The sequence below is a fragment of the Salinactinospora qingdaonensis genome, assembly GCF_039539445.1.
Lineage (GTDB): Bacteria > Actinomycetota > Actinomycetes > Streptosporangiales > Streptosporangiaceae > Salinactinospora > Salinactinospora qingdaonensis.
This window is the reverse complement of the sequence record NZ_BAABDD010000025.1, coordinates 39,246-64,540: the sequence shown is the minus strand read 5'-3', so window position 1 is coordinate 64,540 and position 25,295 is coordinate 39,246. Positions and strand designations below refer to the sequence as shown.

The 25,295-nt window shown below is 66.9% G+C and carries 24 protein-coding genes and 1 pseudogene; 11 read left to right on the top strand and 14 right to left on the bottom strand.

Features of this window, described 5'->3' with window-relative positions:
• A pseudogene (locus ABD848_RS25090) lies at positions 1-94 on the top strand (IS982 family transposase); the annotation flags it as partial.
• Positions 95-371: 277 nt separating this feature from the next.
• Positions 372-749: a hypothetical protein gene (locus ABD848_RS19805; protein ID WP_344974737.1), complete on the top strand. Its 378-nt coding sequence runs from the start codon at positions 372-374 to the stop codon at positions 747-749.
• Positions 750-1,578: 829 nt separating this feature from the next.
• On the opposite strand, the gene ABD848_RS19800 is transcribed toward ABD848_RS19805, so the two are convergent.
• Entirely contained in the window at positions 1,579-2,514 is a 936-nt protein-coding gene (locus ABD848_RS19800) for an NAD(P)-dependent oxidoreductase (protein ID WP_344974734.1), read from the bottom strand.
• Positions 2,515-2,906: 392 nt separating this feature from the next.
• Here ABD848_RS19800 and ABD848_RS19795 point away from each other — a divergent pair, with 392 nt between their 5' ends.
• Positions 2,907-3,665 (top strand): IclR family transcriptional regulator, encoded by a 759-nt coding sequence (locus ABD848_RS19795; RefSeq protein ID WP_425567620.1) that lies wholly within the window; start codon positions 2,907-2,909, stop codon positions 3,663-3,665.
• Here the strand turns inward: ABD848_RS19795 and era are convergent.
• The 6 genes from era to ABD848_RS19765 all read right to left on the bottom strand — a co-directional run bounded on the left by era (position 3,662) and on the right by ABD848_RS19765 (position 8,612).
• Positions 3,662-4,618: a GTPase Era gene (era, locus tag ABD848_RS19790; protein ID WP_344974729.1), complete on the bottom strand. Its 957-nt coding sequence runs from the start codon at positions 4,616-4,618 to the stop codon at positions 3,662-3,664. The genes ABD848_RS19795 and era overlap by 4 nt on opposite strands.
• A gap of 22 nt (positions 4,619-4,640) precedes the next feature.
• Entirely contained in the window at positions 4,641-4,997 is a 357-nt protein-coding gene (locus tag ABD848_RS19785; protein WP_344974726.1) for a cytidine deaminase, read from the bottom strand.
• A gap of 35 nt (positions 4,998-5,032) precedes the next feature.
• Complete coding sequence (locus ABD848_RS19780; protein WP_344974723.1) at positions 5,033-6,430, bottom strand: hemolysin family protein; 1,398 nt, start codon at positions 6,428-6,430, stop codon at positions 5,033-5,035.
• Positions 6,427-6,906, bottom strand: a complete 480-nt coding sequence (gene ybeY / locus ABD848_RS19775; protein ID WP_344974720.1) for an rRNA maturation RNase YbeY — start codon at positions 6,904-6,906, stop codon at positions 6,427-6,429. Before ybeY ends, ABD848_RS19780 begins: the two co-directional genes overlap by 4 nt.
• A gap of 63 nt (positions 6,907-6,969) precedes the next feature.
• Positions 6,970-8,040 carry a PhoH family protein gene (locus tag ABD848_RS19770; protein WP_344974717.1) on the bottom strand — a complete coding sequence of 357 codons (1,071 nt, stop codon included), beginning with the start codon at positions 8,038-8,040 and terminating at the stop codon, positions 6,970-6,972.
• Positions 8,041-8,210: 170 nt separating this feature from the next.
• Positions 8,211-8,612, bottom strand: a complete 402-nt coding sequence (locus tag ABD848_RS19765; RefSeq protein ID WP_344974714.1) for a histidine triad nucleotide-binding protein — start codon at positions 8,610-8,612, stop codon at positions 8,211-8,213.
• A gap of 438 nt (positions 8,613-9,050) precedes the next feature.
• Here ABD848_RS19765 and ABD848_RS19760 point away from each other — a divergent pair, with 438 nt between their 5' ends.
• Complete coding sequence (locus ABD848_RS19760; RefSeq protein WP_344974748.1) at positions 9,051-9,581, top strand: SigE family RNA polymerase sigma factor; 531 nt, start codon at positions 9,051-9,053, stop codon at positions 9,579-9,581.
• Positions 9,578-10,312: a hypothetical protein gene (locus tag ABD848_RS19755; protein WP_344974711.1), complete on the top strand. Its 735-nt coding sequence runs from the start codon at positions 9,578-9,580 to the stop codon at positions 10,310-10,312. The genes ABD848_RS19760 and ABD848_RS19755 overlap by 4 nt, the downstream gene beginning before the upstream one ends.
• Positions 10,313-10,333: 21 nt before the next feature.
• On the opposite strand, the gene ABD848_RS19750 is transcribed toward ABD848_RS19755, so the two are convergent.
• The 3 genes from ABD848_RS19750 to hrcA are packed head-to-tail and all read right to left on the bottom strand — an operon-like array spanning position 10,334 to position 13,236.
• Positions 10,334-11,074, bottom strand: coding sequence for a 16S rRNA (uracil(1498)-N(3))-methyltransferase (locus ABD848_RS19750; protein WP_344974709.1), 741 nt, complete (start codon positions 11,072-11,074; stop codon positions 10,334-10,336).
• On the bottom strand, positions 11,074-12,222 hold the full coding sequence (dnaJ, locus tag ABD848_RS19745) for a molecular chaperone DnaJ (RefSeq protein WP_344974706.1): 1,149 nt from the start codon (positions 12,220-12,222) through the stop codon (positions 11,074-11,076). Before dnaJ ends, ABD848_RS19750 begins: the two co-directional genes overlap by 1 nt.
• Positions 12,223-13,236: a heat-inducible transcriptional repressor HrcA gene (gene hrcA, locus ABD848_RS19740; RefSeq protein WP_344974702.1), complete on the bottom strand. Its 1,014-nt coding sequence runs from the start codon at positions 13,234-13,236 to the stop codon at positions 12,223-12,225.
• A gap of 177 nt (positions 13,237-13,413) precedes the next feature.
• Here hrcA and ABD848_RS19735 point away from each other — a divergent pair, with 177 nt between their 5' ends.
• The 3 genes from ABD848_RS19735 to ABD848_RS19725 all read left to right on the top strand — a co-directional run bounded on the left by ABD848_RS19735 (position 13,414) and on the right by ABD848_RS19725 (position 16,088).
• Complete coding sequence (locus ABD848_RS19735) at positions 13,414-14,259, top strand: DUF3097 domain-containing protein (RefSeq protein ID WP_344974699.1); 846 nt, start codon at positions 13,414-13,416, stop codon at positions 14,257-14,259.
• A gap of 130 nt (positions 14,260-14,389) precedes the next feature.
• On the top strand, positions 14,390-15,436 hold the full coding sequence (locus ABD848_RS19730) for a DUF4870 domain-containing protein (RefSeq protein ID WP_344974696.1): 1,047 nt from the start codon (positions 14,390-14,392) through the stop codon (positions 15,434-15,436).
• A 121-nt stretch (positions 15,437-15,557) separates the two neighbouring features.
• On the top strand, positions 15,558-16,088 hold the full coding sequence (locus tag ABD848_RS19725; RefSeq protein WP_344974693.1) for a DUF4870 domain-containing protein: 531 nt from the start codon (positions 15,558-15,560) through the stop codon (positions 16,086-16,088).
• Positions 16,089-16,180: 92 nt separating this feature from the next.
• On the opposite strand, the gene hemW is transcribed toward ABD848_RS19725, so the two are convergent.
• From hemW to ABD848_RS19710, 3 genes are all read right to left on the bottom strand, one after another.
• Positions 16,181-17,413 carry a radical SAM family heme chaperone HemW gene (hemW, locus tag ABD848_RS19720; RefSeq protein WP_344974690.1) on the bottom strand — a complete coding sequence of 411 codons (1,233 nt, stop codon included), beginning with the start codon at positions 17,411-17,413 and terminating at the stop codon, positions 16,181-16,183.
• A 45-nt stretch (positions 17,414-17,458) separates the two neighbouring features.
• Entirely contained in the window at positions 17,459-18,121 is a 663-nt protein-coding gene (locus tag ABD848_RS19715; RefSeq protein WP_344974687.1) for an MOSC domain-containing protein, read from the bottom strand.
• A gap of 61 nt (positions 18,122-18,182) precedes the next feature.
• A complete protein-coding gene (locus ABD848_RS19710) occupies positions 18,183-19,214 on the bottom strand; it encodes a LacI family DNA-binding transcriptional regulator (protein ID WP_344974684.1) in 1,032 nt (343 codons plus the stop codon).
• A gap of 106 nt (positions 19,215-19,320) precedes the next feature.
• Between ABD848_RS19710 and ABD848_RS19705 the strand changes: the two genes are divergently transcribed.
• The gene (locus ABD848_RS19705) at positions 19,321-20,955 is read left to right on the top strand and encodes a glycoside hydrolase family 13 protein (RefSeq protein ID WP_344974680.1); all 1,635 of its coding nucleotides are present in this window, start codon (positions 19,321-19,323) and stop codon (positions 20,953-20,955) included.
• Positions 20,956-21,366: 411 nt separating this feature from the next.
• Here ABD848_RS19705 and lepA read toward each other — a convergent pair whose 3' ends face one another.
• Positions 21,367-23,211, bottom strand: coding sequence for a translation elongation factor 4 (gene lepA, locus ABD848_RS19700; RefSeq protein WP_344974677.1), 1,845 nt, complete (start codon positions 23,209-23,211; stop codon positions 21,367-21,369).
• Between the two features lie 122 nt (positions 23,212-23,333).
• Between lepA and ABD848_RS19695 the strand changes: the two genes are divergently transcribed.
• Both ABD848_RS19695 and rpsT read left to right on the top strand, forming a co-directional pair.
• A complete protein-coding gene (locus ABD848_RS19695; protein WP_344974674.1) occupies positions 23,334-24,335 on the top strand; it encodes a hypothetical protein in 1,002 nt (333 codons plus the stop codon).
• Between the two features lie 486 nt (positions 24,336-24,821).
• The gene (gene rpsT, locus ABD848_RS19690) at positions 24,822-25,100 is read left to right on the top strand and encodes a 30S ribosomal protein S20 (RefSeq protein ID WP_344974671.1); all 279 of its coding nucleotides are present in this window, start codon (positions 24,822-24,824) and stop codon (positions 25,098-25,100) included.
• Positions 25,101-25,295 lie beyond the last annotated feature (195 nt).

Here is a 25,295-nt window from a genome sequence, read left to right as displayed (position 1 = left end):
GTGCCAGCGCATCTGCGCCCTCAACGCCGCGATCTGGCACAACTGGCTCATCGACGCCCCCGTCAAACGCTCCCTGACCGCCTACGACCACTGACCAGCAACAACCATTCCCCATCAACGATCTAGGTGGGCTGACCAAGGCGGATTCTTTGGGTGTCTCCGTTCCCACGAGCAGAGTTACTGTGGCTCCTATGACCTTCCAGATGTGGTGTAGCAGGCGAAACAAACACGAATACGCGGACTGTCTGCAAGGAACCGCCCGAACGCGGTCAAGGAACGCACGATGGATCGTCGGGGCCACCATGGAACGGTGTAAAACATGCCGTTGGGAAGGCGCGTATGCCGCCGGAAAAGACGTGTCGCCAGATGGGTTGACCGCTGAGCTTTACGAGTCCTGGGTCGAGCACAAAACGATTGCCGCTCTCGTGGAGGGCCGCCTGCTGAGCGGAACCTTCCCAGCCACCGAGGTCATCAGGAACCAGGGCTGCATGTGGTGGTCACCTACCGCCGCGACGACGCCGTTGTGCACCGTCACCGTGGACGGCCCCGGGGTGAGCGTGGATGTGAGCGCCGTCCTCACTCATTTGGAGGGGTGCACGCTGCAAGATCGGGCTCTGGTGATCGACGACGTTCTCGACGGCCTGATCGGAAGCGAGTACTACCTGCCGGAATGGCGGGCACAGTGGCACGCGAAGGCAAAAAACGATATGGCCCTGCGCGGCGACGGACCACCGAGCCAGGTGGGGTAAAACGCCCTCAGTCGTCACAATGGGAACATATATTGTCGCTGTCGATATCTTTCGGTGGACATTCGTAACACCGTTCTCCAGCGATGCTTAGGCGTTCCCGCTTTTCCGCTCTCTTCGTCGTGGCACGCTGCGGTTTCACGCCAACTTCTGTTTTACTTACTTTCCGGCTTCCGCGCTTTTCTGCGCTGCCGATGGCGGCTGTGTGGCCTATTGGGCCCGATCGACAGTCGGGGGACCGCTTGCGGCCATGGCCTGTGGGAGTGACACTCACTATGCGTGCCGTGACGGCCGTTGGGCCGAAACGGGCACAGGGCCGACCTTGGTGCTCGGGACTCTCGGCCGGATAACGCGGGCGAGGCAGGACAGGCGCGAGCGCAGGAGGGGGTGCGACTGTCGGAGCCGGCGGGGTGACCGAATTCATCCATTCGATCCTCGGATGCCACCCGTGACCTCCGGAAACCGTTACCGGCTCCCGGAGCGGCGCCCGCTTCGAGGTGAAATCCCACAGGCGAGCCTCCACCCCCAGCGTCCCCTCGGTTCCACCAGGCCCAATGACGGTCAGCGCGGGCAAGCGGCACCACTGTGCACACAAAGATTGACCATTTTAGCGGAGGGGCGGGGACATACCACGGAAAGGTCTGTACCATTTTGGGCGAACCCTTCTGTGCTAGGGGGTTAAGGGGCCGCCAGCGGGATTGGGGTGCGGCCAACACCCAGGTGCCCTGGGCCTCGGGCGCAGGCATGCATGAGCTGCGAGGCCCGGCGCGCCGTTCCCGCCGGCGGGTCCCGAACCCGCCGGCCACCTCATCAACCTTCCCGAACAACGCACCTAGCTCGGGCTCTGTCGCCCGGAGAGCTGTTCCACGATCTTGAGCAGCGCCGAATGGTCCAACGCGCCGTCCCCTTGGGCACACAGCGCGGCCATGAACTGGGCCGCGAGTGCCGCCACCGGGATGGCCACGCCCGCCTCGCGGGCGGCGCTCGTGGCGATACGCATGTCCTTATCGTGCAGTTCGGCTCGGAAGCCTGGCTCGAACCGGCGCTGGCGCATCCCTGCTCCCTTTTGTTCCAGTACTGCGCTGCCCGCCATGCCGCCGCCCAGAACCGACATCGCCGCCTCGGCGTCGACGCCGTGACCTTCGAGGAACACCAGCGCCTCAGCGACAAGCTGGAGGTTACCGGCGACAATGAGCTGGTTGGCGGCCTTGACGGTCTGGCCCGCTCCCGCCGGTCCCACGCGCACGAACGTGGCGCCGACCGCCTCGAACAGCGGCGCGGCGGCTTCGACGTCGGTTTTGGGGCCGCCGACCATGACCGCGAGCTTTCCCGCGATGGCGCCGGACTCGCCACCGCTGACCGGGGCGTCCAAGACGCAGAACCCTCGCTTCTCACCTTCCTGCGCCAGAGCGCGGGCGGTTTCCGGGATGATCGTGCTCATGTCGATCACCAAAGCCCCCTCAGGGGCGGTCGCGAACACGCCGCCCTCGCCCAGCAGGACGGTCTCGACGTCGGGTGAGTCGGGCAGCATAGTGATGACGGCGTCGGCGCCGTCGACGGCCGCAGCGATCGAGCTCGCCGCTTGGCCACCTCGTTGGGCCAGCGCCTGCGCCTTGTGGGGGCTACGGTTGTAGCCGGTGACGTCGAATCCGGCGGAGCTGAGATTGACGGCCATGGGAAGGCCCATGGTGCCGAGCCCGATGAAGGCGACCTTGCTGGGCATCGTGGTTCCTCCTGCTGTCTGCTGTGGTGATGGCTGCTGGGGCAACGGGTGCCCTGCGCCGGGGCAGCGCCGACGCGGCGACGGCCAGGGGGCGATACGCGCTGCCGAGGTGCCGGCGGGGCCGGCCCCGCCGGCACCTCGGCAGCGCGATTCGACGCTGGTGCCAACGCCTGAAACCGCTCAGCGGGGCAGCGCCTCCCCCATCGTGGCAAAGGCGGGCACTGGCCGGTGGGGCCCCCGCCCCGCTGTTGTGTACAGACCACGTCCTCACGTTCCGTGACACGTGGTGGAGTGGGAACACGGTACGTATCAACGAGGGAGTTCGCAGGGCGAGCTTTTCGTATCGCAAAATGAGAAGGCCCGGACTTTCCATGGGAGCCACATCCTTGACACCGTCAGAGACCGCACCCGGCACCGGCGAACCCCGCCCCGGGGGCGTGCAGTCCCTTGACCGCGCCTTCGCACTGCTGGAGATCATGGCCGACACCGGCGGGGAGATCTCGCTGAGCCAACTGGCAGAATCGTCCGGCCTGCCGCTGCCCACGATCCACCGCATCACGCGCACCCTCGTGGACAACGGCTATGTGCGCCAGCTTCCATCACGGCGCTACGCGCTGGGGCCGCGGCTGATCGGGCTGGGGGAGAGCGCGTCGCGCATGCTGGGCACGTGGGCGCGCCCGCACTTGACCCAACTGGTGGAGGATCTCGGCGAAACCGCGAACTTGGCGATGCTCGACGGAGACAAGGCCGTCTACGTGGCCCAGGTGCCCTCACAGCACGCGATGCGGATGTTCACCGAGGTGGGGCGCCGAGTGCTGCCGCATTCGGCGGGAGTGGGCAAGGCGCTGTTGGCGCAACTGCCCGAGAACGAGGCGTTGGCGACCGTGCGGCGCACGGGCATGCCGGCGGCTACCGAACGCACGATCTCCACGCCCGAGTCCTTCGCCGCCGAACTCTCCCGGGTTCGAGAGCGCGGCTATGCGGTCGACGACGGTGAGCAAGAAGTGGGAGTGCGCTGTCTCGCGGTGCCGGTCCTCGGGGGTCCCGCGAGGATGGCGGTGTCGATCTCAGGGCCAGAGTCGCGCATGAGCTGGGCTTTCATAGCCGAGGCCGCGCCAGTGGTGCAACGGGTGGCCGCTGATTTGGCCGCCGACCTCAACCGGCGCAGCCGCCCCTCGGCCGCGCCGGAGTCTTAGAGCTGCTGGTCGAAACCGAGCCGGCGTAGCTGTTTGGGGTCGCGCTGCCAATCTTTGGCCACGCGCACTCGCAGATCCAAGAAGACGCGGCTGCCCAGCAACGCCTCGATCTGACGGCGGGCGCGGGCGCCCACCTCGCGCAGCCGGGCCCCCTTGGTGCCGATGACGATGGCTTTCTGGCTGGAGCGCTCGACGTAGAGCGAGGCGTAGATGTCGATGAGTTCGGAGTTGTCGCGGGGCGTCATCTCATCGACCACGACGGCGATGGAGTGGGGAAGTTCGTCACGGACCCCTTCCAAAGCGGCTTCCCGGACGAGTTCCCCCACCAGCATCTCTTCGGGCTCGTCGGTGAGGTCCCCCTCAGGGTAGAGCGGCGCCCCCGGTGGCAGGTGCTCGCAGAGCACGTCGGTGAGGGTGTCGATCTGGTAGCCGGTCTCGGCCGACACCGGAACGATATCGGCCCATTCTCCCAGCTCGGAGAGGGCCAACAACCGCTGTGTGGTCTGTTCACGGTCGGTGGTGTCGGCCTTGGTGAGAATCGCGACGACCGGAGTGTCACGCTGGGCGGCGAGCTCCTTGGCGATATAGGTGTCACCACGGCCGACGGGCTCGTTGGCGGGCATGCAGAACCCGATGACGTCGACCTCGACCAGTGTCGAGCGCACGAGGCTGTCGAGGCGTTCGCCCAGCAGGGTACGCGGCTTGTGCAGGCCGGGGGTGTCGACGACGATGAGTTGGGAATCGTCGCGATGCACGATGCCTCGGACGGTGCGCCGGGTGGTCTGGGGCCGGTTGCCGGTGATCGCCACCTTCTGGCCCACGAGCGCATTCATCAATGTCGATTTGCCAACGTTGGGTCGGCCGACGAAGCACGTGAATCCGCTACGGAACCCCTCAGGGGCGCGCGGCGAAGCGAGCGGGGTGCCCGACATGTCCAGCTCAAGGTCGTTCATGGGTCTCCACTGCGAGTTCGGGTCAGTCGCGCCTGCTGAGCGTAGGGGTTCCGTCGGGCGCGGCGAGGAGGACATGTCCGGTCTTCATGTCGCGTACGACCGCCAGATCGGTGGGCGAGAGTTCGCTGTTCTCGGTGACCACCACCGCTGCCTCCAAGGTCGCTGCGCCGCTGGAGACGGCCGCGGCGACGGCGGCTTGCAGCGCCGAAAGCTCCAGTGCCGGCAGGGTGACGGTGGTAGCGGTGTAGGTGCGGCCGGTCTCGTCGCGTACGGCGGCTCCCTCTGCGGCCCCGTTGCGGGCTCGGCTGGACCGGGACAGGGTGATGAGTTTGGTGTCCTCGGGGTCGATGTCCTCAGCCCGAGGGGTCGTGTCGCTCACGGTTGTCCTTTCTGGCGGCTGCTGCGACGGGCGGTTCAGTTCTCGGCAGTCTCGGCACCGGTGGCGGATTGGGGCTGTACCGGTTCCGGGAGTCGTTCCACCAGGATCGTCGAGGTACGGCTGCGCGGTCCTGGCGGCTCCTCTGCGGTGAGCCTGAGTCCAGCGTAGACGGCTTGGGAGCCGGTCGTGGGAACCTGACCTAGGGCGTAGGCCAACAGTCCGCCAACAGTCTCGACATCTTCGGCACCGATATCGACATCGAACAGCTCAGCCAGCTCGCCCAAGGGCAGTCGCGCGATGACGCGGGCCCGCTCCGAAGACAAGGACTGCACTGGCGGAATCTCGGTGTCGTACTCGTCGGTGATCTCGCCGACGATCTCCTCGACGATGTCTTCGATGGTGACCAGCCCAGCCGTGCCGCCGTACTCGTCGATGACGACGGCGACGTGAACGCGCTGTTGCTGCATGTCGCGCATCAGCTCGTCGATGGGTTTGGAGTCGGGCACATAGGTGGCCGGGCGCATGATGTGGCCTATGGTGTGTCCGTCGCTGTCGCCCCTGACGGCGTCGTGCTCGGGCAAGGGCCAGTCGGTGTGCAGTCGGGCCGCCATGTCCTTGAGGTAGACGATGCCGACGACGTCGTCCTCGTCCTCGCCGACCACTGGTAGGCGCGAGTAGCCCGAGCGCAGCGCCAGCGACAGCCCCTCGGCGACGTCGATGTCGCGGTCGACGAAGACGATGTCGGTTCGCGGGACCATGATCTCGCGGATGGAGGTGTCGTCGAGCTGGAACACCGAGTGGATCATCCGACGCTCTTGGGGATCGATCGCGTGGCGCTGCTCGGCGAGGTCGACCATGCGCCGCAGCTCGTCCTCACCGGCGAACGGGCCTTCGCGTTCGCCCTTGTCGCGCGGGGTGAAGGCGCGCCCCAGCAGCACCAACATCTGCGCCATGGGACCCAGCACGCGCGTCATCGGATAGATGATGTTGGCGCTGGCCAGCGCGACGACGACGGGGAACTGCCGGCCCAGGATACGGGGCGTGACCCCGATGAGGACGTAGTTGACCAGGATCATCAGCACGGCGGCGAGGGCGACCGAGAGCCACCCGAACCCCAGCCAGTCGATGAAGCCTACGGCCAGGGAAAGAGTGGCCAACACTTCACAGGCCACACGCAGCAGCAGCACCATGTTCAGGTGGCGCGACGGGTCGGCCGCCATGACCTCCAGGCGACGCACCCCCCTGCTTTGGGGGTCAACCAGTTCGTCGACTCCCAAACGGGCGACCCGGGTCAGCGCCACCTCGGCGCTGACAAAGAACGCGGCGATCAGGGAGAGAGCAACGGCACCGCCAAAAGCGACAGCCAACTCGACGGCATCACGGCCGGTGACGGCTACTGCTAAGACCACCGGTAGGGCGCTCCCGGAAGTCATTGCGGCGTGTCCTCGGCCTCTTGCTGCACCAGGCGCCGCCATCCGGTGAGCAACTGGCCCTGGAGGTCAAACATCACCCGATGCTCGTCAGGTTCGGCGTGGTCGTAGCCCAACAGGTGGAGGATGCCGTGGGTGCACAGCATGTCAACCTCGTCTTGGGCGCTGTGGCCGGCCTTGCGGGCCTGCCGCGCCGCCACCTGGGGACAGATGATGACATCGCCCAACATTCCGGGCTCGGACGTGCGGCCCGGCCCGCCCGGCCGCAGGTCGTCCATGGGAAACGACAGCACGTCGGTGGGGCCGGGCTCGTCCATCCAGCGCACGTGCAGATCGGTCATCGGCTCTTCGTCGACGAGCACGATGGACAGTTCCGCGAGTGGGTGAATCCGCATCATGTCCATGACATAGCGGGCTAGCCGGGCGAGACGGGTCTCCTCGGCGGGGACGTCGGACTCGTTCGCGACGTCAATACTCATTGCTCAACGCGCCTTCATCTCGATCGTGAACCCCCGCCACCGGCGGCGCGGTGGCGGGGACGGCTATCCGGCGCCGTTGCCCGAACCGTTGAACGTGGACCGTGACGACCGTGACCACGAACCACTGTGCTGGCGATTGTGCTGCTCGCCGTCCTGTTTCCTCTTGTCGAAGCGCCCGTAGGCGTCGACGATCGCGCTGACCAGCTTGTGCCGGACAACGTCTTGGCTGTCGAGCCGCCGGAAGGCGATGTCGTCGATGCCGTCCAGGATGTGCTGGATCGTACCCAAGCCGCTGTCCTGCCCGCCGGGCAGATCGACCTGGGTGACGTCACCCGTGACCACGACCTTGGAGCCAAACCCCAAGCGGGTGAGGAACATCTTCATCTGCTCCGGCGAGGTGTTCTGCGCTTCGTCGAGGATGATGAAGGAGTCGTTGATGGTGCGGCCACGCATGTAGGCCAGCGGAGCCACCTCGATCGTCCCGGCCGACATGAGCTTTGGGATCGAGTCGGGGTCGAGCATGTCGTGGAGCGCGTCGTAGAGCGGGCGCAGATAAGGATCGATCTTCTCGTAGAGCGTTCCGGGCAGGAATCCGAGACGTTCCCCCGCTTCGACTGCGGGGCGGGTGAGGATGATCCGGTTGACCTGCTTGGCCTGGAGTGCTTTGACCGCTTTAGCCATCGCCAGATAGGTCTTGCCAGTGCCGGCCGGCCCGATACCGAAGACGATGGTGTACTTGTCGATAGCGTCGACGTAACGTTTCTGGTTGAGGGTCTTGGGACGGATGGTGCGCCCCCGTGACGACAGAATGTTCGTCGTCAGCACCTCGGCCGGGCGCTCACCTTCGTCGCTGGGAGCGCGCAGCATGCCCAGCGCGTGGTTAATGGCGTCGGGAGTGATCTGGGTGCCGTCCTTGACGAGTTCCAGCAGCTCTTCGATGAGACGTACCACCAGCGAGGTCTCCTCGGGACGGCCGCTGATGGTGATCTCGTTGCCGCGCACGTGGATGTCGCTGTCGAACGAACGCTCAACGGTCCGCAGCAGCTCATCTCCGGAACCCAGCAGGTTGATCATCATGTGCTCTTCGGGCACAACGACCTTGACCTGAGTGGTGGATTGCGTTGATTCGACCATGGCATGGCCTTGCGGCCGTTCGCCCCTGCCCTTCCAAAACTGGTGGGTTGCTGGTGTGTTCTACGGCGTCACGGTGACAAGCGTGGATAGCTGCTCAGTAGGAGATTCTACCAAGCGGGCCCTGGCCGCCCCTAAGGCTTTTACCTGGTTCCGCCGGTTTCAAAGGCGGCTTAGCCAGGAGGCCACTCCAGGCCACGCCCACCGAGTACGTGCCCGTGTACGTGGAACACGGTCTGGCCAGCGCCTGTTCCCGTGTTGAAGATGAGCCGGTAGCCCGTTTCGGCCACGCCGTCGACCTTGGCCACCTCTTCGGCCTCGCGGGCGATCTCGTCGAGCAGTCCCACATCAGCGTGGGCCGCCTCCGCGGCGGTGGCCACATGCTCGCGGGGCACGATCAACACGTGGGTGGGTGCCTGCGGATTGATGTCGCGAAACGCGATGGTGCGTTCGCCTTCGCGCACGATCTCGGCGGGGACCTCGCCCGCTACGATCTTGCAGAACAGACAGTTGGGTTCCCTCGACGCCACGGCGTCGCCTCCTTGAGTCGCATCACAACGGCGGTCCCCACCCATGATGCCTGAGACGCCCCGATTATCTCGCGTGAGCTGAGGTGCTTGCGAGCGCCATGAGACGCATGAGGGAGAGGTCAATATTGCACGATCTTGGTACCTCCCGTGAAGGTTTTCTCCTACGGTAGATCGCGCAACGACGCTCAACCCACCTGGAAATGACTGCCCATCACCCATCAGTGTCCGCACCCGTGTCGGGCGGAGAGCACGCCGTCCAGCGGCTATTCTGGGTGTCTTGCGCGGTTTTTGCCGCGCTGTCCCACCTTGGCGGGTTGTTCGTTAGCAACGGGCCAGCACGGGACATTCCCGTGCAATCGGGGAGGGAACCGTCCACCTTCTCCCTAGCAGAGGCGTCAGACACCATCACTGAGTGAGAAGAACGGTATGCCCTTTCGTAAACCGGGCGACAAGGGCGCGCGTCCAACTGACGTGACTGAAACCATGGTGGCGAACAGCCCCACGGCGACGGTGACGGTCGGATGGGACGCCGACCAAGCGGTGACCCAGCTATACAGCGCCCACTATCGGCCGCTGGTACGACTCGCCACCTTGCTCGTCCGAGACGCAGCGACCGCGGAGGAAGTCGTACAGGACGCTTTCGTCGCCATGCACGGCGCATGGCGACGGCTTCGCGACCCCAACAAGGCGCTGTCCTATTTACGGCAGTCGGTGGTCAACCGGGCCAGGTCGGTCTTGCGTCACCGCGCCGTCGTTGAAAAGCACGCGCCCAAAGCCCTACCGGACGCTCCCAGCGCCGAGCAGGGAGCCCTTGGCGAACTAGAGCGCACCGCCGTTATCCAGGCGCTGCGTAAACTGCCGAGCCGGCAACGGGAGGCCATCGTTTTGCGTTACTACGGTGATCTCTCCGAAGCCCAGATCGCCGAGGCAATGGGAATCAGCCGCGGCGCAGTCAAGAGCCACACGGCGCGCGGGATCACCGCGCTCCGCTCGGTTCTGGAGCAAACGACATGACCGAACCATTCGACGAAAGCAGCATCGAAGAGCGGCTGCGCGCAATCCTGCGCGAAGAGGCCGACACGGTGCAGCCTTCCCCTGAAGGGCTGGACCGCATCCGCGCACGCACCTCTAGGCGACGGATGGGCTGGTTCGGCATTGCGTGGTTGCGGCCGGCCGCCGCGGTGGCCGCGGCGGCGCTGATCGTGGGCTCGGTGCTCCTGGGCACGCCGCAAATCCGCGACGAGGTGCTCCCCGACAGCTTCGCGCCGGCCGCGGGCTCCTCTGAGACCGCTACCCCCACCGAGGGGAGAGAGCCCTCCACCAGTGAGGCCCCCAGCCCCTCCGAGCGCGACCAGCCCCCCGGGGACTCCGACGACACCGCTCCCCACGCCCCCGCCCCCAACATTCCAGTGGAGCCCGAGAGCAGCGAGGAGAGCACGAGCACAAGCCCCGAGTGCATCACCCCCGGCGCCGACCCCGAGGATCTTCCCGACGAGGTCACGGCATCGCCGCAGGAACGGGAACGCCGCCACATCCCGCTGTGCGAGCCCTCGACAAGCCCCTCCACTAGTGGTTCTGCCAGCCCCGACGACGGTTCGGGCAGCGAGTCCGACTCCACCGACGAAACCCCCACCGACGACAGTTCCGAAGAACCAGCCGGCGAGGCGAGCCCCACCGACGACGCCACCGGCGATGCCGGGGCGAGCGTGCCCGAGAACGACGCGGTCAGCGGGGAACAGTCTTAAGACCGGACCTAGCGCGAGCCGCTACCAGCGACCGCAGCGGGCCTGCACCACCGCCAGGGCCGCGAGTCCGGCGGTCGAGGTACGCAGCACGGTGGGCCCCAACCGGGCCCGCCGTGCACCCACCGCGTCGAAGGCGGCGAGTTCGTCGTCACTGAGCCCACCCTCGGGACCTACAACGAGGACGATGCTGTCGTCGCCCTCACCACGGGGCACAGGCAGGCGCGAGAGCGGCTCGGCGGCCGACTCGTGCAGTACGAGCCCCAGCGTGGCCTTGGCCAGCAGCGCAGCGACGTCAGCCCCAGAGGCGAGTTCGCTCACCTCGGGGAGCCGACTACGCCGCGCCTGCTTGGCCGCTTCCCGAGCGGTGGCGCGCCACTTGGCCAGTGACTTGGTCGCGCGCTCGGCCTTCCATTTGGTGACGCAGCGATCCGCGGCCCACGGGACGATCCCGTCCACGCCGGCCTCAGTCATCACCTCAACCGCCAACTCACCGCGCTCGCTCTTGGGCAGGGCCTGCACAACGGTAAGGCGCGGAGAAGGCGGCGGCTCAGTGCGGCGCTCCCGCACAGCGAACGTGACCACATCCTTACCCACCTGCGAAACCACGCAGCGGGCACGGGTGCCTTCGCCGTCGGCGAGGTCGGCGACCTCGCCGACGGCGAGTCTGCGCACCGTCGCGGCGTGTCGACCCTCACCACCGGTGAGGACGACACTGTCGTGGTCCAGCTCGCCCGGCTCGGTGAGAAAGACCGGGGGCGTCATCACCGGGCGCCGTTGAAGGCGTCCCGCAACCGTGAGAAGAAGTTCCCCTGGCCTGGGCTGAACTTACCCGGAGGCTGGTTCTCCGAGCGCAGTTCGGCGAGCTTGCGAAGCAGCGACTCCTGCTCCTCGTCGAGCTTGGTGGGCGTCTCGACATTGACGTGAATCATCAAATCGCCACGCCCTGGCCCGTTGAGGCGCTTGGTTCCCCGCTCGTTGAGGGTGATCACGTGCCCGGAGTTGGTACCCGGCCGCAGGTCGAGTTCCTCGTTGCCGTCCAGCGTCTCGACGGTCATGGAGACCCCGAGCGCCGCCGCGGTCATGGGAACCGCGATCGTGCAGTGCAGATCGTCACCCTGGCGCTCGAAGATCGGGTGCGGGCGCTGCACGATCTCAAGGAAGATATCGCCGCGTGGCCCGCCGTTGGGACCGACCTCACCCTCGCCGGCGAGCTGGATCTGCGTGCCGTCGTCGACACCGGCCGGAATCTGCACCTTGCGGGTGACCTTCTCGCGGACCCGCCCCTCGCCGGCGCAGTCGGCGCACGGGCTGGGGATGCTCACACCCTGCCCCTCGCACTGCGGACACGGGCGGGTCGTCATGACCTGACCGAGGAAGGACCGGGTGACCTGAGACACCTCTCCGTTGCCCTGGCACATGTCGCAGGTCTCACGCTTGGTGCCCGGGGCCGCACCCTCACCCTGGCAGGTCTCGCACAGGACGGCGGTGGGGAAAGTGATGTCCTTGGTGACCCCGAAAGCCGTCTCGGACAGGTCCAGCTCCACTCGGACCTTGATACTGCGGCCTCGGCGCATCCGGTCGCGCGGGCCACCGCGTCCCCCGGCTTGGCCGCCGAAGAAAGCGTTCATGATGTCGTCGAAGGGGAAGCCGCCGCCGAACCCTCCGGCGCCGCCCGCGCCGCCGCCACCACCGGGCGCGTACGGGTCGGCTCCCATGTCGAACATGCGCCGCTTCTCAGGGTCGGAAAGGACCTCGTATGCCTGAGTGACCTCTTTGAAACGGTCTTGGGTGGCCGAATCCGGGTTCACGTCCGGATGTAGTTCGCGTGCGAGTCGACGATATGCCTTCTTGATCTCGTCCTTGGTCGCGTCGCGACGCACTCCAAGAATCGCGTAGTAGTCTCTGGCCACTTACTGCCCCGCCAAGATCTGACCGACGTACCTTGCCACTGCGCGTACCGCTCCCATCGTTCCCGGGTAATCCATTCGCGTTGGGCCGACCACGCCCAGTTTGGCCAGCGATTGGTCACCGACGCCATAACCCGCGGAGACGATCGAAGTCGACTGTAGTCCTTGGTGAGAGTTTTCCGCGCCGATGCGGACGGTAAGCATAGAAGGATCGCCGGCCTCGCCTAGCAAACGGATGAGGACGACGTTTTCTTCCAACGCTTCGAGTATCTCTCGCAGGCTAGTCGAGAAATCGACCGAGGCGAGGTTGGCCGTGCCACCGAGCACGACCTTTTCCTCGTGCTTCTCCACGAGGCTCTCCAGCAGCACCGAGAGGACGGCAGCCGCCAGGGGACGCTCCTCTGGGGGCAGCCGGGAAGGCAAGTCCGACACAGCCGGGGGAACCTCGGTAAGCCATGTTCCCACAAGCGTCTGATTGAGCAGGAGCCGCAGGTTCTCGACCTCATGCTCCTCAGCGCTCTCCAGCCCGTCGATAACCCTCTGCTCCACCCGCCCGGTATCGGTGATGAGAACCATCATCACCCGCTGGAGGCCAAGCGGTACCAACTCGATGTGCTGCACCGCCGAACGTGTGAGCGACGGGTACTGTACGACCGCCACCTGCCGCGTTAGCTGGGCCAGCAGGCGCACTGTGCGCGTCACGATCTCTTCGAGGTCGACGGCGCCCGAGAGGAACGTCTCAATGGCACGCCGCTCGGCCGTCGACAGGGGTTTGACCGTGGACAGGCGGTCGACGAAAAGACGATAGCCCTTATCCGTGGGAACCCGGCCGGCACTGGTGTGCGGCTGGGTAATGTAGCCCTCTTCTTCGAGGGCCACCATGTCGTTGCGGATGGTCGCCGGCGAGACGCCCAAGGCGTAGCGCTCGCCGAGAGCCTTGGACCCCACGGGCTCGTTCGTGGACACGTAGTCCTCGACGATAGCCCGCAACACCGCGAGTTTTCGATCGTCGAGCACGCGCTCACCTCCTGGCACTCCGTGGTCTCAAGTGCTAAGTCTATGCGGAAGCGTCCAATCCTCCCCTAAAGCGGGCGGATGCGCGAGCACGATGCCATGACAGTTCGGCTCCAAACACTTTCAGTTCACGGCCGTAACGTGAGGCTGAGGGGGCTACTGCCGATAGAATCGCCCACCGTGCGCAGCGATTCCGGGAACAGGTACGGCTCGGACGTGCTCGCGGGCGACTGGCGGCGGCTTCGTAAAGGACGGGTGCGCGAAGTGCCCGCAGAGCGGGAGCTTGTCGTGGAATCAGCCGACGAGGGGTTTTGCGGTGCGGTCGTCGACTGGGACAAGACGACCGTCACCCTGGAGGACCGCCACGGTCGTCGGCGAGTGTTCGACCTCGCGCCCGCGGCGTTTCTGATCGACGGCGAGCCGGTGACCGTAGTCCCCCCAACGACTGCGGCCTCTCCGACTGCCCTGCGCAGCGCCTCGGGATCAATCGCCGTCTCGGGCCTGCGGCCACGTGTGGCCAAAGAGAGCCGCATCTACGTCGAGGGCGTGCACGACGCTGAGTTGGTCGAACGCATCTGGGGGCACGACCTGCGCGTCGAAGGGATCGTGGTGGAGTATTTGGAAGGGGTGGACGTGCTGCCGCAGGTGGTGGCGGAGTTCGCCCCAGGGCCGGAGCGACGGCTCGGCGTCCTCGTCGACCATCTCGTGCCCGGCTCCAAAGAGAGCGCGATCGCCGAACACGTCACCTCCCCCCACGTGCTCGTGGTCGGGCACCCTTTCGTCGACATTTGGGCGGCTGTGAAGCCGGCGGTGGTGGGGATCGATGCCTGGCCCGAGGTTCCCCGCGGCGTGGCGTGGAAGGAGGGGGTGCTGCGTGCCCTTGGCTGGGAGGAGGAGCCCGGGCAGGCGTGGCAGCGCATTCTGGCGGCGGTACGCTCCTATGCCGACCTGCGTCCCGAACTCCTCGGCCGCGTCGAGGAGCTGATCGACTTCGTCACTGCGACCGACCCGGCGTCGCTGAGATGATCCCTGTGACAAGAGCCGACACCGGTCGGCACCACCGCGCGCCCGCGCACGGTGGCCACGTTCGGGGGTGAGGCCCCGAACCCCCGAACGTAGTATCGGCACATCGCAACCGGCACAGCCAAGGGACACCATGAGCGAGACCCCGCCCAACTATCCACCGCCTCCCGAGCAGCCCTCGGAGGAGCAGCCGGGACACGGTTCCACCCCCTCAGGCGGCCAGCCGGCTCCAGGGGCGGCGGACTCCGGCGGACAGCCTGGCTATGGACAGCCGCCACAAGAGAGCGCTCCCCCACCGGCTCAGCCGGGCTACGCTCCCCCACAGCCCCACGAGAGCGGCCCGCAACAGCCGGGCTACGGCCAACCGCAGGGCTACCCCAGCGGGGGCCAACCCGCCTACGGCCACCCCCACCAACCGGGACCACCGCCGCAGCAACCGGGGTATGCTCCCCCGCCCCCACAGCCGGGCTACGGGCAGCCACAGCAGCCGGGGACTCCGCCGCCTCCCGCACCGGGCTACGGCCAACCGCAGGGCTACCCCGCCGGCAGCCAGCCCACCTACGGCCAGCCCTACCAGCAGCCGCCGCAGGGCTACGCCACCGGTGCCCAACCCGCCTACGGCCACCCCCACCAACCCGGTTACGCTCCCCCGCAGCCCTACGAGGGCGCTCCGCCACAGCCGGGCTACGGGCAGCCACAGCAGCCGGGCTACGCTCCCCCACCCCCACAACCGGACTACGGGCAACCGCAGGGCTACCCCACCGGCAGCCAGCCCGCCTACGGCCAGCCCGGATACGGCCACCCCCACCAACCGGGAGATGAGGCGGCTGCGTGGGACACCACGTGGGCGATGATCGCCCACCTGTCCGGGATCATCGTCTCCTGCGTCGGCTGGCTGCCCGCGCTGATCGTGTTCCTGGTCAAAAAGGACCAGTCGGCCTTCGTGCGCCACCACGCGGCTCAGGCGCTGAACTTCCAACTGACCCTGCTGCTGCCCTACGTCCTGGGGTGGGTGGTCTTCCTCGGGCTGGCCGTGTTCGCGCCGGAGCAGTCGCCGATCGGGTCAGCGTTAATCATCCTGGTATGGCTGTTTTCGATCGTCCTGGGTATTCTCGCTTCGGTAGCAGCGACCAGGGGAACGTGGTACCGCTACCCGCTCACGCTCCCGATCGTGAGATAACCCCATCCCCACGCCGGTTCGCCCCGTCTTAGCCCGGGACCGGCGATAGCTGGAGCGCAAGACGTGCGCGGCCGGCGACCTCACCATTCGTGGGCTTCCCACGAGAAAGGCGGACACCGCAATGGGCACCCCTTACCCAGATCCATCCAACGGTGATCAGTATCCCCAAAACGGCGGCCAGGACGGCCAGAACTACCCCGGTGGCTACACTCCCCCACCCGGAGGCGACCCCTACGGCCAGCAGGGCTACCAGGCCCAGCCCCACCCCGGCCAACAGCCCTACCCGGGGCAGCAGCCCCCCTACCCTGGCCAGGCGCCCCAGAGCAGCAGTGACGACAACACGATGGCGCTGCTGGCTCACCTGGGCGGGATTGTGACGAGCTTTGTCGTTCCGCTCGTGCTCTACCTGGTCAAGCGCGACGATGCCTCGCCCTACCTGCGTCACCACATCATGGAGTCGCTGAACTTCCAGATCACGATGTTCATCGCCTACATCGCCTCATGGCTCGTGGCGGGCATCACTTTCGGTTTCCTGGGGTTCTTGCCGTTCGTCGTATGGGTCGTGGTCATAGTCTTTGCCATCCTCGCCACCGTCTCCTCTAGCAAAGGCGAGTGGTACAAGTACCCCTTCGCCCTACGCCTGGTGAAGTAACCCGAGTTCGCGGGGCGGGCGGCCCCGGCCCCCGGTCGCCCCACTCGCGTTCTCCCTTGCTCGCAGCGCGCCCCGCGCGCTTCTCACGAGGCTCAGGTCAAATCGCGCGCCACGGCGTCGGCGAGCAGCCGACCCCGCTGGGTGAGCACGGCGCGGCCCCGCTCGTGGGCGGTGGCTTCCAGCAGCCCTTCGGCGACCGCGCGTTCGGCGCCCTGGCGCCCGGCGGCGTCGAGCAGATCGAGCGGGCACCCCTCCGCGATGCGCAATTCGAGCAGGATGCGCTCGAACCTGCGATCGTCGCTGTCAAGTACTTCCCTTGCTTGCCCGGGGCTGCGGCCGGCTGCCAGGCGGGCGGCGTAGCCGGCCGGGTGTTTCACGTTCCACCACCGGGTTCCCCCGACGTGGCCGTGCGCGCCGGGGCCGACGCCCCACCAGTCGCCGCCGGTCCAGTACAGCAGGTTGTGGCGGCTGCGGGCCGCCGCGCCCCTGGCCCAGTTCGACACCTCATACCAGCCGAAGCCGGCGCGGCTGAGCAGCTCGTCAGCGGCCAGGTAACGGTCGGCCATAGCGTCGTCGTCGGGCGGGGCGAGTTCGCCGCGACGTACGCGGGCCGCGAGCCGGGTGCCCTCTTCGACGATCAGCGAGTAGGCCGAAATGTGGTCAGGGCCGGCCTCGATCGCCGCGCGCACCGAGTCGGTCCAGTCGGTGTCGCTCTCGCCGGGCGTTCCGTAGATGAGATCCAGGTTGACGTGGTCGAACCCGGCCTCGTATGCCCAGGCCACGCACTGCTGTGGCCGGCCGGGCGTGTGGGCGCGCTCCAGCACCGCCAGCACGTGCGGGTGGATGCTTTGCATCCCGAAGGAGATCCGGGTGAAGCCGGCGTCGCGCAACCGCAACAGCGAGTCGCGGTCGACGGTCTCAGGGTTGGCTTCCGTGGTGACCTCGGCGCCGGGTTCCAGACCGAACGTCTCGTCGACGGCGGTGAGGATACGGCCGAGGTCGCCCGGCGACAGCAGAGTAGGGGTGCCGCCGCCGACGAAGACGGTGCTCACCGGCACCTCGGCCGCGCCTAGGACACGGCGGGCGAGGGCGATCTCGGCCACGGCGAGGTCGGCGTAGGTCTCTCGCGAGGCGGTGGCCCGACCGTCGCCGCTGCGCAGCTCGTCAGCGGTGTAGGTGTTGAAGTCGCAGTAGCCGCAGCGGGTCACGCAGAACGGCACGTGGATGTAGCAGCCGAAGGGGCGCGTCCCCACGCCGGCCAGTGCCGCCGCGGGTAGCGCCCCGTCGTCGGGCACGGGGTCGCCGTGAAGCGGGACGGAAGGCATACCTCCAGTGTCGGTGATGGCGGCGACCGAACGTGCCGGAGCGGCTTAGCCGGCTTCGGAGGTACGGGAAACCTGGCGTTGCACTTTCTCGAAGACGCGCTCCCATTCCTGGGCACGTCCAGGGATGTCGAGGATGCGGCGCAGCAGCGCTATGTCGCGCTGGGGTGAGGCCCGGAAGGCGCTGACGAGGTCGATCCCGTGGTCGGGACGGTACTCCACGGTGACGGTGTCGCCGGCGGCGAGGTGGCCGGGCTCGATAACCCGCAGGTAGGCGCCGGTGCGCGCTTCATCAGTGAACCGTTTGACCCAGGCGGGCTCGTCCAGCCAGTTACGGAAGACCGCGCAGGGCACGCGCGGGGAGACGACCTCCAGCAGGGTGGTGCCCACGCGCCAGCGCTCGCCCAACAGCGCGCGGGTCACCTCAAAGCCCTCGATGGTGAGGTTCTCGCCGAACACCCCGTCGCGCAGTGGCCGGCCAAGCTGTTCGGCCCACCAGTCCAGCTCCTCGCGGGCGTAGGCGTAGACGGCTTGGTCGTGGCCGCCGTGGTTCTTTTTGTCGGCTTGCTCGTCGCCGTCGAGCCCCAGCGGGCCAACGGCGACGGGGCCGGAGACGGGCCGTTTGTCGATGGCGGTGCGTCCGAGCTTGCCGGCCCAGTCCGCTTCGGCAATGCGACCGACGTTCACCGATCGCAGGTTTCCGGAATCCATGAGCCGTACGGTAATGCGGTGGCCGCTGGAAAGCGAAGGTGTTTCGGGGCTCGCGGCCGGCTTAGGTGGGTGCGGCTTCGGAGAGTTTGGAACGGGCGGAGCTGGTCGAGCCGCGCACCACAAGCTCGGGATCGAACATGTACTCGGTGCGTGAGGCGGCGTGGCCGGCGATTTCGTCGCACAGGGCGCGTACGGCGGCCAGCGCCATGGCCTGTATCGGCTGGCGCACCGTTGTCAGGGGCGGGTCGGTGAAGGCGACGAGTTGAGAATCGTCATAGCCGACCACGGAGAAGTCGCCGGGCACGCTCAGGCCGCGCTGGCGGGCGGCGCGCACCGCGCCCAACGCCATCAGGTCCGAGCCGCACACCATGGCGGTGACGCCCCGGTCGAGGAGTCGGCCAGCGGCGGCGTGGCCGCCTTCCACGCCGAACAGCGAGAGTTCGACGAACTCGTCGTCATGGACGAGGCCGTTGTCGCTCATGGCCGAGCGGTAGCCTGTCAGTTTGCGCTGGACTGGGACGTAGCGGTAGGGACCGCTGGTGAAACCGATCCGGGTGTGGCCCAAGGCCGCCAGATGGTTGACGGCGAGGTGGCTGGCAACGTAGTCATCGCAGGAGACGAAGGCGGCGGAGATGGATTCGCTGTAACCGTTGACCAAGACGATGGGCAGCCGACGCTCAAGCAGAGCACGGTAGCGGCCATGGTCGGCGGCAGTGTCGGCATGGAGACCCGAGACAAATATCACGCCGGAGACGTTGCGCTCCAGCAGCATCTCGACGTATTCGTCTTCGACGATGCCGCCCGGGGTCTGGGTGCACAGCACAGGGGTGTAGCCGTGCTGTGCCAACGCGCCCTCAGCAGCTTGGGCGAACATGGGGAATATCGGGTTTTCCAACTCGGGCACGACCATGCCGACCAGTCCCGCGGAACGCTGGCGTAGGCGTGCGGGGCGCTCGTAGCCGAGTACGTCGAGTGCGATGAGCACGGCTTTGCGGGTTTCGGCACCGACACCTGGCCTGTCGTTGAGCACGCGGGAGACGGTGGCCTCGCTGACGCCGGCTTGGGTGGCGATATCGGTCAGTCGTGGGCCCATGGGAGCACTCTAATGCAAAGCCGTGCCAACGGCGCGCAAGATATCGATAATCTTACGCAAGGAATTGCAACCTTTAACATCGTCCTTGCGACACGGAGGAAACTCCATGCAACTCACCCCCGACCCTAGCGCGGTGCCCTCCCCACCGGTCGCCCAACAGTGGTGGCGCGACGCTGTGATCTACCAGGTGTACGTGCGCAGCTTCGCCGACGCCAACGGCGACGGTGAGGGAGATCTGGCCGGCATCCGGCAGCGACTGCCCCAACTCGCCTCGCTGGGGGTCGACGCGGTCTGGCTCACCCCCTTCTACGTCTCCCCGTTGGCCGATGGCGGCTACGACGTGGCTGACTACCGCGATGTCGATCCGCGCTTTGGCACCTTGGCCGACTTCGACGCCCTGCTGGCCACAGCCCACGACCTGGGGTTGCGGGTCATCATCGACATCGTCCCCAACCACACGTCGGCCGCCCACCGGTGGTTCCGGGAAGCCGTGGCCGCCGAGCCCGGCGCCCCGGCACGCCAGCGTTACATGTTCCGACCGGGCCGCGGCCCCAACGGCGACAAGCCCCCCAACAACTGGAAGTCGATCTTCGGTGGCCCGGCCTGGACTCGGCTCAAGCGCCCCGACGGCACGCCGGAAGAGTGGTACCTTCACCTGTTCGACGCCGAACAGCCCGACCTCAATTGGAACAACCCCGAGGTCCGCGACGAGTTCGACGACGTCCTGCGGTTCTGGCTCGACCGAGGGGTGGACGGGTTCCGCATCGACGTCGCGCACGGCATGATCAAAGACCCCGACCTGCCCGACATCGCCGAGGGACAGGCGGCCGGTCTACTCGACGGCAACACTTCGCTGCCCTACTTCGACCAGGACGGCGTCCACGAGATCTACCGCCGCTGGCGCGCCATCTGCGACTCCTACCCCGGCCAGCGGGCGATGGTCGCGGAGGCGTGGGTCGAGGATGCGCGGCGGGTGGCCCGCTATCTGCGCCCCGACGAGCTGCACCAAGCGTTCAACTTCGAGTACCTGACCGCACCGTGGCAAGCGGAGAAGCTGCGCAGCGTCATCGACGACTCCCTCAGTGCCAACTCCGACGTGGGTGCACCCACCACCTGGGTGCTGTCCAACCACGACGTGACCCGCCATCCCACCCGGTTCGGTGGAGGCGCCACGGGGGCGCGCCGCTCCCGCGCGGCCACGCTGCTCATGCTGGCCCTGCCCGGCTCGGCCTACCTGTACCAGGGAGAGGAACTGGGACTGCCCGAGGTCACCGACCTGCCCGACGAGGTGCTACAGGACCCCACGTGGCAGCGTTCGGGCGGCGTCGAGCGCGGTAGGGACGGCTGCCGGGTGCCGCTGCCGTGGGAGGGCACGGAGCCGCCCTTCGGCTTCAGCCCCGACGGTGCGCAACCCTGGCTGCCGGTGCCCGGGGAATGGCGCTCGCTCACTCGAAAGGCCCAGCAGGAGGAGCCCGATTCCACCCTGCGCATGTACATGGCGGCGCTGCGGCTGCGTAGGGAGCTGACCGGTCTGGGCGACGGCGAGATGACCTGGCTGGAGGCTCCTGAGCACGTGTTGGCGTTTCGGCGCGACCCTGATGTGGTTTGCGCGGTCAACCTCGGCGAACAAGCCGTGGAGCTGGCGCTGACGGGCGATGTGGTGCTGTCGAGCGCGCCGGTGGAGCAGCACGGCGACACGGTCGTACTGCCGCCGGACACTGCGGTGTGGCTACGCGGCTGACGCCCCGCGGCCTGCCTCACGATCGAGGGCCACGCCCGCGGGGCGTCATCGCTTTGGCGGCTCGGATGCCCGTAGCGGCGTCCGGGCCGCCGCCCAGCATGAGGACAGCGCCAGGAGCTGGTCAGCAGGGCGCTAAAGGTCATGACCGCTCGGGCTTTGGCGGGCACCACCCGACACCGCCGTCTCAGAAAAAAGTTGCAGAAAAAGAAATATTTTTCTTGACTTATAGCGCTATTTCTCCACAACCGGTCCAGGTAGCGAACTCGTCTCGGGGCCACCTAAGTTACGGCGGCGTCGCGCACTGCGTCACCCTAGGGCCATAACCGGACACGCCCGGGGGCGCAGCTACGGTGCGCCCCGGCGGCGCGGAGAACGGGCCACCCTCACCGCTCCACGACTCGGCCGCCGAGGCTACTTGCGCTTGTCGCTGTCGCTGCTGTCGCCGGAGTCGGTGGACAGCGCCGAAATGAACGCCTCTTGGGGCACCTCGACCCGGCCCACCATCTTCATGCGCTTCTTGCCCTCCTTCTGCTTCTCCAGCAGCTTGCGCTTACGGCTAATGTCGCCGCCATAGCACTTGGACAGCACGTCCTTACGGATAGCGCGAATATTCTCCCGGGCGATGATGCGCGAACCGACCGCAGCCTGGATAGGCACCTCGTACTGCTGGCGCGGGATGAGTTCACGCAGCTTCTTGGTCATGTCGACCCCGTAGGTGTAGGCCTTGTCGCGGTGCACGATGGCTGAGAAGGCGTCGACCACCTCGCCCTGCAACAGGATGTCGACCTTGACCAGGTTGGCGACCTGTTCGCCGGAAGGCTCGTAGTCGAGCGAGGCGAACCCCTTGGTGCGGGACTTGAGCTGGTCGAAGAAGTCGAACACGATCTCGGCCAACGGCAGCGTGTAGCGCATCTCGACGCGGTCTTCGGAGAGGTAGTCCATCCCGTCGAGGACCCCACGGCGCCCCTGACACAACTCCATGATCGGCCCGACGAACTCCGCCGGAGCCAGCAGCGTGCCCTTGACCACCGGCTCGTGAACCTCGGCGATCTTGCCGTCGGGGAATTCGCTAGGGTTGGTCACCTCGTGCTCGGTGCCGTCCTCCATGAACACCTGGTAGATCACGTTGGGCGCGGTGGAGATGAGGTCGAGATTGAACTCGCGCTCCAGCCGGGCACGGGTGATCTCCAGATGCAGCAGCCCCAGGAAACCGCAGCGGAAGCCGAAGCCGAGCGCGGCCGAAGTCTCGGGCTCGAACACCAACGCCGCGTCGTTGAGCTGGAGCTTCTCCAATGCGTCACGCAGCACGGGGTAGTCGCTGCCGTCGATGGGGTAGAGCCCAGAGAACACCATGGGCTTGGGATCTTGGTACCCCGGAAGCATCGACGTGGCGCCCTTGTTAGCGGAGGTGATCGTGTCACCGACCCGGGACTGGCGCACGTCCTTGACGCCGGTGATGATGTAGCCCACCTCGCCCACGCTGAGCCCTTCCACCTTGGTGGGCTCAGGCGAGATGACCCCCACTTCCAGCATCTCGTGGGAGGCGCCAGTCGACATCATCTTGATGCGCTCACGGGAGCTCAGTTGACCGTCGACGACACGGATGTAGGTGACAACGCCACGGTAGGTGTCGTAGACGGAGTCGAAGATCATCGCCCGTGCCGGGGCGTCGGCTTCGCCCTCGGGGGGCGGCACCTGCCCCACCAACTCGTTGAGGAGCTCCTCGACACCCTCTCCCGTCTTGGCGCTGACTCTGAGCACATCAGAGTCGTCGCAACCGATGATGCCGGCCAACTCGGCGGCGTACTTGTCGGGTTGGGCCGCGGGCAGGTCGATCTTGTTGAGCACCGGGATGATCGCCAGATCGTTCTCCAGCGCCAGATACAGATTGGCCAGCGTCTGCGCCTCGATGCCCTGGGCCGCGTCGACGAGCAGGATGGCGCCCTCGCAGGCGGCCAGCGAACGGGAGACCTCGTAGCTGAAGTCGACGTGCCCGGGGGTGTCGATGAGGTTCAACACGTAGGTGACGTCGTCAAGAGCCGTGAAGGGCAGCCGTACCGCCTGCGACTTGATGGTGATGCCGCGCTCACGCTCGATGTCCATGCGGTCGAGGTACTGCGCGCGCATCTGGCGGTCCTCGATGATTCCGCTCAGTTGCAGGATGCGGTCGGCCAAGGTCGACTTGCCATGGTCGATGTGCGCGATGATGCAGAAGTTTCGGATCAGCGCAGGATCGGTCCGATTGGGCTGTGGCACCGTGGTCCGTTCACGTTCTCGTGGGGTACGTCTGTGCGTCGTCCCATCGCTCCCGGACGGGAGAATGGGACAGGCGGCAGGTATCAGGCTATGCGACCGGCGGAGTGGAGCGGGAGACCAGGGTGAAGTGGCTGCTCAAAAGGATCGCGGCAGGGCTGGCGGCGGTACTGGTGGTGGCTGTGGGGGCTGCGGTGCTGTTGGGGGCGCAGTTTTCCGGGGAGCAGGCCCCCTGGGCGGCCTCCACTGGCCATGACGGCGTGTGGTTGAGCGGAAGCTGGGTCAACGGCGAACACGCCCCCGAGGAGATCGAGACGGTGCTCGGGCGACTGCGAGAGGGCGGCTTCACCGATGTCTACGTGCATGTCGGTGAGATCGCCCCCGATGGCTCGCTAGACCCGGCCGGCTACGCCGCGGCCGAGCCCTTCCTCAGCCGACTGCGCGCGGAACTGCCCGACGCGCGGGTGCTGGGGTGGATGAGCCATACCGCCGAGAGCTCCTCGCTGGTGGAGGATCAGTTCAACGAAGAGCAGCGCGCCACAATCGCGGCTGCCGCAGCCGCAGTGGTCGACGCGGGATTCGACGGAATCCACTACGCCATCGCCCCCATCACCACCAACGACCCGACACTGCCCGACGTGCTGGAGCGCACACGGGCGGCGATCGGCCCGGAACGGACGCTGTCGGTGCGAGCCCACCCTCTGGAACTGCTCACCGGCATGCGGATGCCGGTGCTGCTGTTCGCGGGCAAGGAAGTGTTCTGGTCGACCGGCTACCTCACGCGGGTGGCCGAGCGGGCCGACACGGTGGTGATCCAGGGCCATGGCACAGGCATGCCGGTGAAGCAGCTCTACGGAGGGTTCATGGTGCGCCAAACCGAACTCGCCTTGGAGAGCGTGCCTGAGGACGTCACCGTGCGTATCGCCGCCCCTGCCTTCGACGACGAGTCGCTCGGGCCGACCTCGAGGGCCGAGACCGTGGCCACCGCCACGAGCGCGGTCCGCATCGGGTTGACCAAGAGCGGCCAGCGACGCGAACGCATGGGGATGGGCCTCTACGTTCTCGACGGTACCGATGACCAGGAGTGGGCGGCGTTTCGGGACAACTGGCTGGTGCCGAAACGCTGACGCCACGCTGGCCCGCCGCCGGCGGGGAGCCATCCCCGCGGCGGACCCGACGCCTCCGGCGCCGGCCGGCGAGCTCGGCGCCGATTCGCGCGAGCCAGAGCCGTCGGACCAGGTGGGGCGCGGGTGGAGAGCAGGGCTCCACTGCCATGCCCACCAGCCGTTTCAGCACCGCCCCGCGCCCTGGAGACGCAACCGGCGGTGACACGGCTGTTGCCCGCAGGTCTTGCCCGCAGGCGGGCCGCCCAGGGTTTCTCGAATCTTCGTTAGACGGCGCTGGTGGGTGTCGAACGGTCCGGCGAATGGCGTGAGCACACGGCATACGGATGCATAATGGAAATCCGTGTCTCGAACGTTCCACGTTCACAGTTGAGCCCTTTGGACTCACACATCTACGTCGTCAGGCGAGTGGTGCTGCCGTAGTTCGGCTGCCTACGTCAGAGCACCCTCAGTCGGCGGCGACCTGAAGTTACTGGAGCACGTTTTCGCATGGCGAACATCAAGCAGCAGGAAAAGCGTAACCGGCAGAACGAGCAGCGCCGGCTGCGCAATAAGTCGGTCAAGTCGTCGCTGAAGACGGCTATCCGCAAGTTCCGCGTAGCCGCAGAGGCTGGGGACGTCGAGCAGGCCGTCATCCTGCAACGTTCCGCCGCGCGCCAGCTCGACAAGGCCGCGAGCAAGGGCGTCATCCACAAGAACCAAGCCGCGAACCGCAAGAGCGCGATCGCCAAGCGTCTGGACAAGCTGCAACAGAAGTCCGCAGCCTAGACAGCGGTTCTGTATGGGGCCGGCCTCCCTTGGGAGGCCGGCCCCATAGTGTTACGGCCGAGTCGGCGAACGCTCCAACCGCCGCCAGCGAACGCAACCATCCAGCGCCCGCGTCATCTCCTCTCACCTCGGAGCGGAGTCGCCCACCCCTTCAGTGCTTTGGTGGGGCTCATTGGTGGACCGCGATCTCGAAGA